This is a genomic window from Staphylococcus sp. HMSC063A07, from assembly GCF_001836955.1.
Lineage (GTDB): Bacteria > Bacillota > Bacilli > Staphylococcales > Staphylococcaceae > Staphylococcus > Staphylococcus lugdunensis.
On sequence record NZ_KV830909.1, the window covers coordinates 41,104 to 52,932 of the forward strand.

The 11,829-nt window shown below is 34.3% G+C and carries 13 protein-coding genes, 5 tRNA genes and 1 riboswitch; of the genes, 6 read left to right on the forward strand and 12 right to left on the reverse strand.

Annotation, left to right across the window (positions count from 1 at the left end; translation table 11 throughout):
• Positions 1–45: 45 nt before the first annotated feature.
• The 3 genes from HMPREF2597_RS02705 to crcB (HMPREF2597_RS02715) all read left to right on the forward strand — a co-directional run bounded on the left by HMPREF2597_RS02705 (position 46) and on the right by crcB (HMPREF2597_RS02715) (position 1,135).
• The gene (locus HMPREF2597_RS02705; RefSeq protein WP_002478003.1) at positions 46–351 is read left to right on the forward strand and encodes a hypothetical protein; all 306 of its coding nucleotides are present in this window, start codon (positions 46–48) and stop codon (positions 349–351) included.
• Between the two features lie 68 nt (positions 352–419).
• Positions 420–785, forward strand: coding sequence for a fluoride efflux transporter CrcB (crcB, locus tag HMPREF2597_RS02710; RefSeq protein WP_002478002.1), 366 nt, complete (start codon positions 420–422; stop codon positions 783–785).
• Positions 782–1,135, forward strand: coding sequence for a fluoride efflux transporter CrcB (gene crcB / locus HMPREF2597_RS02715; RefSeq protein WP_002478001.1), 354 nt, complete (start codon positions 782–784; stop codon positions 1,133–1,135). Before crcB (HMPREF2597_RS02710) ends, crcB (HMPREF2597_RS02715) begins: the two co-directional genes overlap by 4 nt.
• Before the next feature lie 184 nt (positions 1,136–1,319).
• On the opposite strand, the gene HMPREF2597_RS02720 is transcribed toward crcB (HMPREF2597_RS02715), so the two are convergent.
• The 3 genes from HMPREF2597_RS02720 to metK form a co-directional block, all read right to left on the reverse strand.
• Positions 1,320–2,120 carry an aldo/keto reductase gene (locus HMPREF2597_RS02720; protein ID WP_218117584.1) on the reverse strand — a complete coding sequence of 267 codons (801 nt, stop codon included), beginning with the start codon at positions 2,118–2,120 and terminating at the stop codon, positions 1,320–1,322.
• 147 nt (positions 2,121–2,267) lie between these two features.
• Positions 2,268–3,176: a nuclease-related domain-containing protein gene (locus HMPREF2597_RS02725; protein WP_070817144.1), complete on the reverse strand. Its 909-nt coding sequence runs from the start codon at positions 3,174–3,176 to the stop codon at positions 2,268–2,270.
• Between the two features lie 98 nt (positions 3,177–3,274).
• Entirely contained in the window at positions 3,275–4,471 is a 1,197-nt protein-coding gene (metK, locus tag HMPREF2597_RS02730; protein ID WP_002458790.1) for a methionine adenosyltransferase, read from the reverse strand.
• Between the two features lie 102 nt (positions 4,472–4,573).
• Positions 4,574–4,682, reverse strand: a riboswitch (SAM riboswitch).
• Positions 4,683–4,842: 160 nt separating this feature from the next.
• Between metK and pckA the strand changes: the two genes are divergently transcribed.
• Positions 4,843–6,435 carry a phosphoenolpyruvate carboxykinase (ATP) gene (pckA, locus tag HMPREF2597_RS02735; RefSeq protein ID WP_002458789.1) on the forward strand — a complete coding sequence of 531 codons (1,593 nt, stop codon included), beginning with the start codon at positions 4,843–4,845 and terminating at the stop codon, positions 6,433–6,435.
• 63 nt (positions 6,436–6,498) lie between these two features.
• Here the strand turns inward: pckA and HMPREF2597_RS02740 are convergent, their stop codons facing one another.
• Together HMPREF2597_RS02740 and ytkD are read right to left on the reverse strand one after the other, a co-directional pair.
• Complete coding sequence (locus HMPREF2597_RS02740; RefSeq protein ID WP_002477999.1) at positions 6,499–7,272, reverse strand: alpha/beta hydrolase family protein; 774 nt, start codon at positions 7,270–7,272, stop codon at positions 6,499–6,501.
• Positions 7,253–7,726 carry an RNA deprotection pyrophosphohydrolase gene (ytkD, locus tag HMPREF2597_RS02745; protein WP_002458787.1) on the reverse strand — a complete coding sequence of 158 codons (474 nt, stop codon included), beginning with the start codon at positions 7,724–7,726 and terminating at the stop codon, positions 7,253–7,255. Before ytkD ends, HMPREF2597_RS02740 begins: the two co-directional genes overlap by 20 nt.
• A 66-nt stretch (positions 7,727–7,792) precedes the next feature.
• Here ytkD and yidD point away from each other — a divergent pair, with 66 nt between their 5' ends.
• Positions 7,793–8,050: a membrane protein insertion efficiency factor YidD gene (gene yidD, locus HMPREF2597_RS02750; protein ID WP_002458786.1), complete on the forward strand. Its 258-nt coding sequence runs from the start codon at positions 7,793–7,795 to the stop codon at positions 8,048–8,050.
• Here the strand turns inward: yidD and menC are convergent.
• Positions 8,047–9,051: an o-succinylbenzoate synthase gene (gene menC / locus HMPREF2597_RS02755; RefSeq protein ID WP_002477998.1), complete on the reverse strand. Its 1,005-nt coding sequence runs from the start codon at positions 9,049–9,051 to the stop codon at positions 8,047–8,049. The genes yidD and menC overlap by 4 nt on opposite strands.
• A 6-nt stretch (positions 9,052–9,057) precedes the next feature.
• Positions 9,058–10,452, reverse strand: a complete 1,395-nt coding sequence (menE, locus tag HMPREF2597_RS02760; RefSeq protein ID WP_002458784.1) for an o-succinylbenzoate--CoA ligase — start codon at positions 10,450–10,452, stop codon at positions 9,058–9,060.
• A 323-nt stretch (positions 10,453–10,775) separates the two neighbouring features.
• On the opposite strand from menE, the gene HMPREF2597_RS02765 reads away from it, so the two are divergent.
• Complete coding sequence (locus tag HMPREF2597_RS02765; protein WP_225306450.1) at positions 10,776–11,207, forward strand: hypothetical protein; 432 nt, start codon at positions 10,776–10,778, stop codon at positions 11,205–11,207.
• A 112-nt stretch (positions 11,208–11,319) separates the two neighbouring features.
• Here HMPREF2597_RS02765 and HMPREF2597_RS02770 read toward each other — a convergent pair.
• The 5 genes from HMPREF2597_RS02770 to HMPREF2597_RS02790 all read right to left on the reverse strand — a co-directional run bounded on the left by HMPREF2597_RS02770 (position 11,320) and on the right by HMPREF2597_RS02790 (position 11,787).
• A tRNA-Ser gene (locus tag HMPREF2597_RS02770) sits at positions 11,320–11,409 on the reverse strand.
• 56 nt (positions 11,410–11,465) lie between these two features.
• Positions 11,466–11,537 (reverse strand) — tRNA-Glu (locus tag HMPREF2597_RS02775).
• Position 11,538: 1 nt separating this feature from the next.
• Positions 11,539–11,613 (reverse strand) — tRNA-Asn (locus tag HMPREF2597_RS02780).
• Positions 11,614–11,622: 9 nt separating this feature from the next.
• Positions 11,623–11,696: transfer RNA gene (locus HMPREF2597_RS02785), tRNA-Gly, on the reverse strand.
• A 15-nt stretch (positions 11,697–11,711) separates the two neighbouring features.
• Positions 11,712–11,787: transfer RNA gene (locus tag HMPREF2597_RS02790), tRNA-His, on the reverse strand.
• Between the last annotated feature and the right edge of the window lie 42 nt (positions 11,788–11,829).

The following is an 11,829-nucleotide window of genomic DNA, read 5'->3' on the forward strand; positions in this document are numbered from 1 at the left end:
GTAAATATGGTAAAATATTCTGATGAGTCACTTAGGAGGTCAGTCATGTCTAAATCAAAAAAATATTTTTATATTTCAATTATTTTACTAATAATTAGCTTTTATTTTAATACATTTAACCCCTATTTAAGTCAACAAATAACATCTATTAAATATTTAATGATTGCTTGCAGTGTTGTTAACGTAATTATTTTAATTGCAGCCATTATTTTTTCTGATAAAGCGATTAAGCACTTGAATGAAAACAGTGATTGGATACGTATAGCAAGTAAAATATTACCCTTTATTATTCTATTGGTAATCATCTTCCATATTTATGCTTCAATCACTACTTTTGGCATTATCAAATAATGGGTAAAAATTTATCATAATTACTGAATAAATCATAACTTAAACGCTATATTAAGGATCGATGTTCAATGCAATATTTTTATATTTTCATTGGTGGAATGATAGGCGCTGCTTGTCGTTATCTGCTATCAACATTCAATTCAACAACAACATTTCCATATGGTACATTAAGTGCAAATTTAGTTGGTGCTTTCTTAATGGGCTTATTATTCACTTTAACAGTGCCATTTCTAAGCAAGCATCCTAAATTGAAAAAAGCACTCACAACTGGATGTTTAGGTGCTTTTACAACATTTTCTACATTTCAATTTGAATTGATTACAATGCTTGAACAATCTCTTTTCTTAACCGCATTATGTTATGGAATTGTTAGCTACATTTTGGGAATTTTAAGCTGTTATATAGGTCTCAAGTTAGGACGTGAGTTATCGTGATAACACTTATCCTTATAATGATAGGCGGCGGTTTGGGTGCATGTGCAAGAGCTTGGATTACTCAGCAATCAAAACATTATTTAAAGATCGATTTCCCTATCGCAACGTTATTTGTAAATTTGCTTGGATGTTTTTTAATTGGTTATACTGCATCCATTGCTCATGAACATCATTGGTTCTCTTTATTCGTTGTCACAGGATTTTTAGGAGGATTAACAACATTTTCTACTATGAGTTTAGAACTTGTTCAAATGTTGTTAGAAAAAAATAAAGTCATTAAATTTGTACTTTATACTGTGCTTCAGTTTATCGTTGGCTTTCTATTATGTTTATTCGGCTATCAATTATAAGGACACAAACGAGTAAGGAGCGGAACAGAATTCATTATAAATCCATAGTCCTGCCCTGGCAAAGTTGACTAAGATTGAATCAAGCTTGATATAAGCGTATTTTCAATCCAGGTCATTACTGCCAATATATTGTTCATAGCCTAAAACATAATATCCCGAATCCTTTCTTGTTACGCCTTTTAATTTACCCTGCAAAATCTTGAGGGTTTGGTCCTATACGCTTCTCTTGATTTAATTGGTCGATACGTGCCATTTGCGCACCGCTCAACTCAAAATCAAACACTTGGATATTTTCTGTGATTCTTGATGGCGTGATTGATTTGGGAATCACGACTACACCATGTTGAATATTCCAACGAATAATAACCTGTGCCGGAGACTTAGATACTTCATGTGCGATTTGTTGAATTGTTTGATCATTAAGTATTTGTCCGTTTTGTAAAGGAGACCATGACTCCATAGGGATGCGCTGTGCTTTTAAGTAAGTTCTTAATTCATTTTGGGTAAATTTAGGGTGATATTCAACTTGATTGATCATTGGCTTTATTGAGACCTGTGCAAGTAAGGCCTCAAGATGATTTACGTCAAAATTACTGACACCTATACTATAGACTTTATTATCTTTATATAAATCTTCCATGCCCTTCCACGTATCAATCATGACTGCTTCATCTTTGCCGGGCCAATGAACTAAATATAAATCGAGATAGTCTAATCCCAATTTTTTCAAACTTTGTTCGTATGCTTGTGCAACGTTTTCTCTACCAAAATCTTCAAAATATAATTTTGATGTAATAAATAAATCTTCACGACTTAATCCTGTTGATGTCATTGCTGCTTTTATACCTGCACCAACCTTTTCTTCATTACCATATACTTTTGCCGTATCTATACTTCTATACCCCTGTTCAATCGCATATTGGACTGCTTGTTGACACTCGTTATTATTTCCAATTCGAAATGTTCCTAGACCTACTTTAGGCATCGCTTGTCCATTATAAAATTCTATCGTTTTCAAATGATTCAGCCCCTTTTACATTAATAACGCTAATACCTATTCCCACTCTTGTAAATTTTAAGCATAAAACAGCACCTAACTCGTATAAAAGGAAAGTTAGGTGCTAGTTATTTTTTAGTTAAATGATTCTATTTTTGTCATAATTTCTTGCAAATCATCAACATTGTATTGAATTCGACCATGGAAAACAAATTTGTTGAAAAATTCATTTAGTTGCTCTGGACCGACAAGTACTTTCGCACTTGAAGTTTGCGCATAATTTGAAATAGTTACTTCACCTTCACGTTTAGGATTGAAATAAAGAATAGATGTAGGTGTGTATGTTAATCCTAATTTCGTTTGCAAGTCAGTAGCTAACTTTTCAATTTGTGCAAGTTGTGCTGAATAATCTAAAAATGATAGCGATGATTGATCATCATTTTGATCTAGTACTAAGGTATGCGGTGCTTTGGCATTTAAATCCAATGTTGAAAAGACTTGTTGCATCATTGGCAATTCATTAAATTGATTATCACTTATACCATTATACACATGTCCCTTTAATAACTTGGAATCAATAATATAAAGCCCTGTACGAGTTAATACAAGATGACTGATGCGTTCAATATTATTCAAGTCATTACCAGGTAAAAAGATATTAGCCATAATATGCATATCTTCAGGTCGGATTCGTTTTTCATTGACAAGACGTTCACGGATACCAATTAATCTCATATCCGTCACATATTCACTCGTATTTTTTGAAAATAATTTTAGAGCATCAATTTCTCGCTCTTTGCTATTAACAGTTGCTTCGTAATTTTCCTTTTGTTTAGTAACTGTCTTTTTGTTTTCAATTCTTTCTTTTTCTAATGCTTCGTCATGTGATTCTTGCATTTGCTTTTCTTTTAATTTATATTCGTCTACCGTTTGTCGTTTTATCTTTTTATTATTTCTTAGTGCAACGAAAAATAAGATTAAGCAAATAAGTGCTATTACCACAGCAACGATTAAACCGATTTCCATTGGTCCTAATGAATTCATTCAAACAACGCTCCTTTAATTATTCAATAACTATAATTATAATAGAAAATCTGTCTTATTTCGATATTTATCCTTAAATTTAGTAATTAAAAATTAAATTATGCTTGAACGGCGTCTTTTAAAATATTGACTTTATCTAATTTTTCCCAAGGTAATAACACATCTGTTCTACCAAAATGACCATATGCCGCAGTTTGTTTATAAATAGGATGTTTTAAATCTAACATTTTAATGATACCAGCGGGTCTTAAATCAAAATGTTTTCTAACTGCAGCGACAAGCTCACCTTCAGATACTTTACCTGTATTAAACGTATCAATGGCAATAGAAACTGGTTCAGCTACACCAATGGCATAAGCAAGCTGTACCTCACATTGGGCTGCAAGTCCAGCTGCAACAATATTCTTAGCTACATACCGTGCTGCATAAGCGGCAGACCGATCTACTTTTGTTGGATCCTTACCACTGAAGCATCCACCTCCATGACGCGCATATCCGCCATACGTATCAACAATAATTTTTCGTCCTGTTAAACCAGCATCACCTTGTGGTCCACCAATAACAAAACGCCCTGTAGGGTTAATAAAGAACTTAGTGTCCTCATCTAAAAGATTATCAGGTACCGTTGGATAAATAACATGATTTTTAATATCCTGTTGAATTTGTTCTAATGTTATATCTTGCGCGTGTTGTGAAGATACCACAATTGTATCGATGCGGTATGGTTTGTCATTTTCATCATATTCAACAGTTACTTGCACTTTGCCATCCGGACGTAAATAATCTATAATGCCATCCTTTCGAACATCTGATAAACGTTTAGCAAGCTGATGTGATAAGAATATTGGTAAAGGCATATACGTTTCAGTTTCATTAGTAGCATAACCAAACATTAGCCCTTGATCTCCGGCACCAGTTGCTTCTATTTCTTCTTCTGAAATATCATTACGATATTCAAGTGCTTTATCAACACCTTGTGCAATATCCGGTGATTGCTCATCTATAGCAGTTAAAACTGCCATTGTTTGGCAATCATATCCATATTTAGCTCTTGTATAGCCAATATCTCTAATTGTTTCTCTTACAACTTTAGGAATGTCCACATAAGTTGTTGTTGAAATTTCACCAGAAATCAATGCCATACCTGTTGTAACAGTTGTTTCACAAGCAACACGTGCATTAGGGTCGTCTTTTAAAATTTCATCTAAAATGGCGTCGGATACTTGGTCAGCTATTTTGTCGGGGTGTCCTTCAGTAACTGATTCTGAGGTAAATAAGCGTTTATTATATGTCATTGTTTACTCCTTTAAGTTATTTTACGAAAACTCTCTTGTATAAGCCAAATTAAAAGAGCCTTCTACTATTTAGATAGAGAGAAGGCTCTAGACGTCCATTCGCTCTTATCGTTCAGACCATATTTGTCTGCAAACGGTTTGGCACCTTTCTTTATAAAAGAGGTTGCTGGGCTTCATTGGGTCCATGTCCCTCCGCCACTCAGGATAAGAGAATCCGTTAAGAATTATACTACCGAATTCGTTAGCTAATGTCAATTTTAGATTTTTCATACCAACATCGTATTAGCTATGGCATAATCCTTTCATTATGTTATACTATTGAATTGTAAAGGCTTTCACATGTAATATTTATGCACTGGAGGGGTTAAAGTATGTCAATTAATACATACAGCGAAACGTCAAAAATTAAACACTTATTAGAAAAAGAGACAACTTTATTTCAGCTTTCAACGACGCAGCTTTATAACAAAATTCTTGAAAATAATGAAGGAGAACTGACTGAATTAGGTGCAATCAATGCTAGTACAGGTAAATATACAGGACGTTCACCAAAAGATAAATTTATCGTTACTGAACCTTCATATAAAGATAATATTGACTGGGGCGATGTCAATCAACCTATAGATGAAGAAACATTTTTAAACCTATATCACAAAGTTTTAGATTACCTTGATGAACGTAACGAATTGTATGTTTTTAATGGTTATGCAGGCAGTGATAAAGATACACAACTTAAATTAACGGTTATTAATGAATTAGCATGGCATAATTTATTTGCACATAATATGTTCATTCGTCCTGAATCAAAAGATGAAGCTATAAAGATTAAACCGAATTTTACAATTGTATCTGCACCTCATTTTAAGGCAGACCCAGACATTGATGGCACTAAATCTGAAACATTTGTCATTATTTCATTTAAGCATAAAACAATTCTTATTGGCGGTACAGAATATGCCGGAGAAATGAAAAAAGGTATTTTCTCTGTTATGAATTATTTATTACCAATGCAAGATATCATGAGTATGCATTGCTCAGCTAATGTGGGTGCTAAAGGTGATGTTGCGTTATTCTTTGGTCTATCTGGAACAGGAAAAACAACTTTATCTGCTGCTGCAGATAGAAAACTAATCGGGGATGATGAACACGGTTGGAACAAAAATGGTATTTTTAATATTGAAGGCGGTTGTTATGCAAAAGCAATTAATCTTTCAAAAGAAAAAGAACCGCAAATATATGACGCTATTAAATATGGCACAATTCTTGAAAATACAGTTGTACATGAAGACGGTAGCGTAGATTTTGATGACAATCGATATACAGAGAACACACGTGCTGCCTACCCTATTCACCATATTGATAATATCGTATTACCATCTAAAGCAGCACATCCAAATACGATTATTTTCTTAACAGCGGATGCATTTGGCGTACTCCCTCCAATCTCTAAATTAACTAAATCGCAAGCGATGTATCATTTCTTGAGTGGATTTACATCAAAATTAGCTGGAACAGAACGAGGTATTACCGAACCTGAACCGTCATTCTCAACATGTTTCGGCGCACCATTCTTACCTCTAAATCCGACCGTATATGCTGATTTATTAGGTGCGTTAATTGATGAACATAACGTTGATGTCTATCTCGTAAACACCGGCTGGACAGGCGGTAAATATGGCGTTGGTCGCCGCATTAGCCTCCACTATACTCGTCAAATGGTTAATCAAGCAATCACAGGTCAATTAAAAAATACAGAATATATAAAAGATGACATGTTTGGTCTTTATATTCCGACAGAAATCGAAGACGTGCCAAAGACAATTCTTCAACCAATCAATGCTTGGAATGATCCAGATAAATATAGAACTCAAGCGCAAGACTTAATCAAACGCTTTGAACATAATTTTGAAAAATTTGGTTCAGAAGTAGCCGAGATAGCACAAAGTGGCGGCTTTAATAAATAAAAACCTCAAAAATATAGCTTAGATGCATATTATGATTTAAAATTCGTAGTGCATCTAAGCTTTTTATTTTTGAAGCTCTTCTATTTCCTTCATCCAATTGAATATACGTTGAATTGCCAATCTCATTGCTACTGGTCGAGGTACATGGCCTTCTGCAAGTTGATAAAATGTATCAAATTGCGTCCCTCGTTGTTTCAAAGCATCTTCTAAAACGTATGCCTGATGAATACCGACTTGTTTATCCTGACCTCCATGAATGATAAGTATCGGTGGACTCGTTGCATCAATATCCTTTAACGCATCACGTTTTTTATAGGATTGTGCATCTTTAACAGGATGTCCAATCATTCGTCGTAACATTCCTCTCAAATCCACACGTTCCTCATACATTAAATTTACGTTTGAAACACCACCCCAAATAATATAACTGTCCACTGGTAAATCTTGAAACGTTAATAAACCTTGCAGACCTCCGCGTGAAAAACCAATCATATGAATATAAGCGTTAGGATATGATTGATGTAACTGCTGAACAAGTGTTGTCACATCATGTAAATCACCTTGGCAAAATTCATCTCTACCTTCACTCCCATTATTGCCTCGATAATATGGCCCAATAACTAATGTCTCTGGTGATGAAAATTGCATTAATCTTGCTGCACGCACACGTCCTACCTGACCTTTTCCACCACGTAGATACACAACAATCCGCTCAACCGTTTTATGAGGTAACATTTGTAATGCTTTCACTTTTAAACCATCAACAACATAGGTTACCTCTGCAAATTCATGTGTCAATGATTCAATTGGCATGGTTTTATAAAGAATATAATCCAAGCAATTTCACCCTCTCCAAACACTGCTGAATAGCTGCATCTTGTATTAAATAACTTCGCTTGTTTTCAGGAATATCGTTAAGTCTTTGATAAAGAATGGGACCTGCTGTTTCTAAATAATCATTTTTTTTATCTATACGACTTACTTCAATTGCATATACATCTTTGACAAAAGGTGTCTTATCCTTAGTAAATACTTCATATTGCGCAATGTACGTAAGTTTCTGGCATTGGGCGCCTGTTTCTTCAAAAAGTTCGCGTTTAATCGCCTCCATACTTGTTTCTCCTTCTTCCCGTTTACCACCTGGAAATTCTATTCCTCTTACTTTATGCTGAGTAAATAATAGCTGCTGTTTATAAAATGGGATAGCTAAAACATGGTTACCATTCGCAATATCTTTATCATTTTTATATGTGAGGATAACACGTCTATTTTCTTTATCTAAAAATTGCATATAGATTACTTCCCCTTTCAATATGTTAAAATGAAGTTATTGCTAGATGGTTGGAGGCTTTTATAAATGAAAAAATTATTACAAAAATTATTTTTAAGCTTAATTTATGTTTATCAACATTTTATTTCCCCAATGACACCAGCGACATGTCGTTTTTATCCAACATGCTCAGAATACACACGTGAAGCCATTGTGGTATATGGACCACTCAAAGGAACTTATATGGGTATCCGTAGAATTTTAAAATGTCATCCTTTTCATAAAGGCGGATTTGATCCAGTACCGTTAAAAAAAGATAACAAGCACTGTCAACATAAACATTAAAACATGACCAATTGTGATGTATCAACCTCGGGAGGAGAAAATGAAATACGTCGTTGTTTTAGAATACCTGATTGTGACACAAGATCATGATCATAATAGTATCCAGAAGGTGTAATATCCCCTGGATAATCTCCAAATTGTGCTAAGTAAGCTGTAAAATAACGACTTAACCCATATTCATACATTCCACCAATGACGACACTAATATTATCACGTTGTAGCTTGTGTATTAACTTAATCACATGGTCAATACCACCCATTCTAAAAGGCTTAATTACGACCACTTGTATGTTATAACTATGACATAACGTTAATATTTGTTGCACTGATGTAGCCTTTTCATCTATTGCCACTGGCGGAAATAAATTATGATTATAATTTTTATATAAATCCATTGTTTTAAATGGTTCTTCGATATAAATAGGATGATACTGCTTAACCAGTGCTAATTTAGGTAAATCTTCTTTAGTTAATGATTCATTTGCATCAATTACCAACTGATATTCAAAATCCAATTGCTTATTCATATGCGCTAAATCTTTCAAAATATGATTCGACCATTTTATTTTAATGCGTTTTGGTTGTGTCTCTTTAAGTTGAACGAAATGCGCTTCGGTTAACCCGCTCACAGTTGCACCATAATCCACATTTATAATTGGTAATGTTTGGTACATTTGAAACACAGCCATTACCACTGTAGCCCGAGCAGCTGGAGCAGCGTTCAGCTGATTTAAATAAGGGAGCCAAGCATCAAAGGTCGAAAATTCTTTATTTTTGATACTACTCGACCATGCTTCAATAACCTTTTGAACACTATTAATTGTTTCTGAGTCATACCAATCCGATTCAAATGCATTGCATTCACCAAAAAATGATTTTCCCTGTGAAGTAATCATTTCAATAATTAGTGCTTTACGACTTGTTAAATGAACTTTCGGGGTTGTTATTGGCACACGAAACGATTGATTATACAAATAGTAATTGATATCTACAATTTTCATTCATACTCATCCTTTAAGCTCAAATTTATTACGTTGCAATTTCCCAGTAGATGTATAAGGTAATGTTTGAACGGCAACATATTTTTTAGGAACTTTATAAGCAGCAAGTTGCACTCTTAAAAATCGATCTAACGACGCAATATCAATGTTGTCTTCTGAAATATAATATAATAATGGGACTTGTCCCCATGTTTCATCTGATAAAGGCACACACATCGCGTCTTTTATACCATCAAATTGTTTAGCTTGCATTTCGATTTCATAAGGATAAATATTTTCACCACCACTAATGATTAAGTCTTTGCGACGATCATAAATCACGACAAATCCATCCTTATCAACCTCCGCAATATCCCCCGTTTTAAAATAGCCATCTACGAATGCGTCTTTTAAACCTTTAGGATATAAATAACCGTCCATCACATTGTTACCTTTAAGCCACAACTCACCATGCCCATCGCGATTAGGATTATGTATCTTTATCGAAACATTGCTACTCGGTTTACCAACCGTATCATGACGACGAGCTAACATATCAGGTGATGCCGTTAAAAATTGAGAGCACGTTTCTGTCATGCCAAACGAATTATAAATTGGTAACTGATAATTTAGCGCTTCATCAATTAAAGCAACTGATAATTTAGCGCCTCCGAGCAATATTTTTTCAAGCTTATATGGCTGTGTTAAGCCGGCATCCATAAGCCATTGCAATGTTTGAGGAACAAGAGAAACATGCGTGATGTGCTCATTCTTAATGATATGCATCATACGCTGTGTATCAAATTTATCCAATAATCTTACCGTGAAACCTTCTATAACTGAACGTAGTAATACACTTAATCCTGATATATGATAAATTGGCAATACAGAAAGCCAAATCGTTGTAGAATCAAAACCTAAACTTGATTTACAGCCTTTTGCACTCGCATAATGATTGTTAAAAGTTTGTGGAACTGCCTTTTGTGGTCCAGTCGTGCCAGAAGTAAACATAATTGATGCGATATCTTGTTGGTTAAATGATTTAGATATCAATCCTTTATTACGTTTATCAATTAAACTCTGAAAAGGAATGATATTAAAATCTTTCAATGCTAAAGAAGCAGTAGTGATTATATATTGAACGTCAATCGACTGCATTTGAGCTGTGATTTCTTTTGGTGTTAATCGGGTATTAATCATAGCAATTTCGATATGTGCTATCCAACATGCATGAATTAAAATGACTGAGTTTATAGAATTGGTTAAATATAAACCTACCCTTGAGATATTAAGCGTAACAAGATGCTCAGCGATAACCTTTGCCCTATCATATAATGTTCGAAATGTGAGTGCCTTAACACCATCTGTAATTGCTATTTTATTTGGATTCATATAACTCTGTTCTGATAACCAATATTCCAACTCAATAGACCTCCATGTTCATATACATTCTTATTATAGCGATTTTGTATGATTTTATCAGTGACAGTGCTTAGGTTATTTGAAGCATTATATTTTTAAATAAACCTTAAAGTTAACAACTAGGATACATTAGTTATTTTTCACAGTATTTTTATAAATTTTACGCTTTGCATTTATACTTTTTTGCTACGCTGGTTATGGGACTTTTATTGAAAAAATTAATGATAAAAGGAGATATAATTTCATGATAAAAAAAGAACTCGTAGAAATTTATACTAACGGCTTAGAAGAAACATTTTCAGTAGGATATGTCCTTGAAGAAAATGAAAATTTCATTATATTTAAGTCTATTGATGAAAAAAGGTGTACTAGACAGTTACCAATTAAGGAATAAGGAATACATTGTAGAAACTTGTAATCAATCAAAATACCTTGAATTAATCGATAATTATATTTTACAAAGCAAAGAACATGGCATGTTTAATCCATTTAATATTGAAAATACATTCCATTTATCTTCAGATTTGCAAGATTTAATTACATTAAACTCAATGATAACAATCGTTATGCAAGATAGCATTGAATTAATCATTGGACGTGTAACCGAAGTACAGGAAAATATCATAAAAGTAAAAGTTTTAGATTTTAATTCCTTAGAGTTTACAGATGTTGACCAAATTTATATATCAGACATTGTAGCGATTGATTTAGTAAGTGTAGAAAATAAATTACTTGAAAACTATTTAAATGCGTAGTTTTTTGTAGCTGAGAGTAAGTTTATGGAAATGCGAATAAAAAAGAACGCTGATATATCAACGTTCTAGAGTAATTTAATTAATCAGAATTAAACTGATTTTTAATTTTGTATGGAGAGTGAGGGATTCGAACCCTCGAGACGCGATAAAGCGCCTACACACTTTCCAGGCGTGCTCCTTCGGCCAGCTCGGACAACTCTCCGTAACATATGACTTAATAAAATAAAAAACAGAAGCGATATTTCACTTCTGTTTATATGACTCCTACGGGACTCGAACCCGTGTTACCGCCGTGAAAGGGCGGTGTCTTAACCGCTTGACCAAGGAGCCATGGCTCCACAGGTAGGACTCGAACCTACGACCGATCGGTTAACAGCCGATAGCTCTACCACTGAGCTACTGTGGATAAATAAGATGGAGCGGGTGATGGGAATCGAACCCACAACATCAGCTTGGAAGGCTGAGGTTTTGCCATTAAACTACACCCGCAAATCATTACGATTATGGGGCGGTTGAAGGGAATCGAACCCTCGAATGTCGGAACCACAATCCGATGCGTTAACCACTTCGCCACAACCGCCAAAAAATAGCGAATGGTTCAGGACAGAGTCGAACTGCCGAC

Coding starts and splice junctions, on each gene's coding strand:
- HMPREF2597_RS02720 (WP_218117584.1), bottom strand. CDS start 2,120: ATGCCTAAAGTAGGTCTAGGAACATTTCGAATTGGAAATAATAACGAG.
- crcB (WP_002478002.1), top strand. CDS start 420: ATGCAATATTTTTATATTTTCATTGGTGGAATGATAGGCGCTGCTTGT.
- metK (WP_002458790.1), bottom strand. CDS start 4,471: ATGACATATAATAAACGCTTATTTACCTCAGAATCAGTTACTGAAGGA.
- HMPREF2597_RS02765 (WP_225306450.1), top strand. CDS start 10,776: ATGAAAATTTCATTATATTTAAGTCTATTGATGAAAAAAGGTGTACTA.
- menC (WP_002477998.1), bottom strand. CDS start 9,051: ATGAAAATTGTAGATATCAATTACTATTTGTATAATCAATCGTTTCGT.
- pckA (WP_002458789.1), top strand. CDS start 4,843: ATGTCAATTAATACATACAGCGAAACGTCAAAAATTAAACACTTATTA.
- HMPREF2597_RS02725 (WP_070817144.1), bottom strand. CDS start 3,176: ATGAATTCATTAGGACCAATGGAAATCGGTTTAATCGTTGCTGTGGTA.
- ytkD (WP_002458787.1), bottom strand. CDS start 7,726: ATGCAATTTTTAGATAAAGAAAATAGACGTGTTATCCTCACATATAAA.
- yidD (WP_002458786.1), top strand. CDS start 7,793: ATGAAAAAATTATTACAAAAATTATTTTTAAGCTTAATTTATGTTTAT.
- HMPREF2597_RS02705 (WP_002478003.1), top strand. CDS start 46: ATGTCTAAATCAAAAAAATATTTTTATATTTCAATTATTTTACTAATA.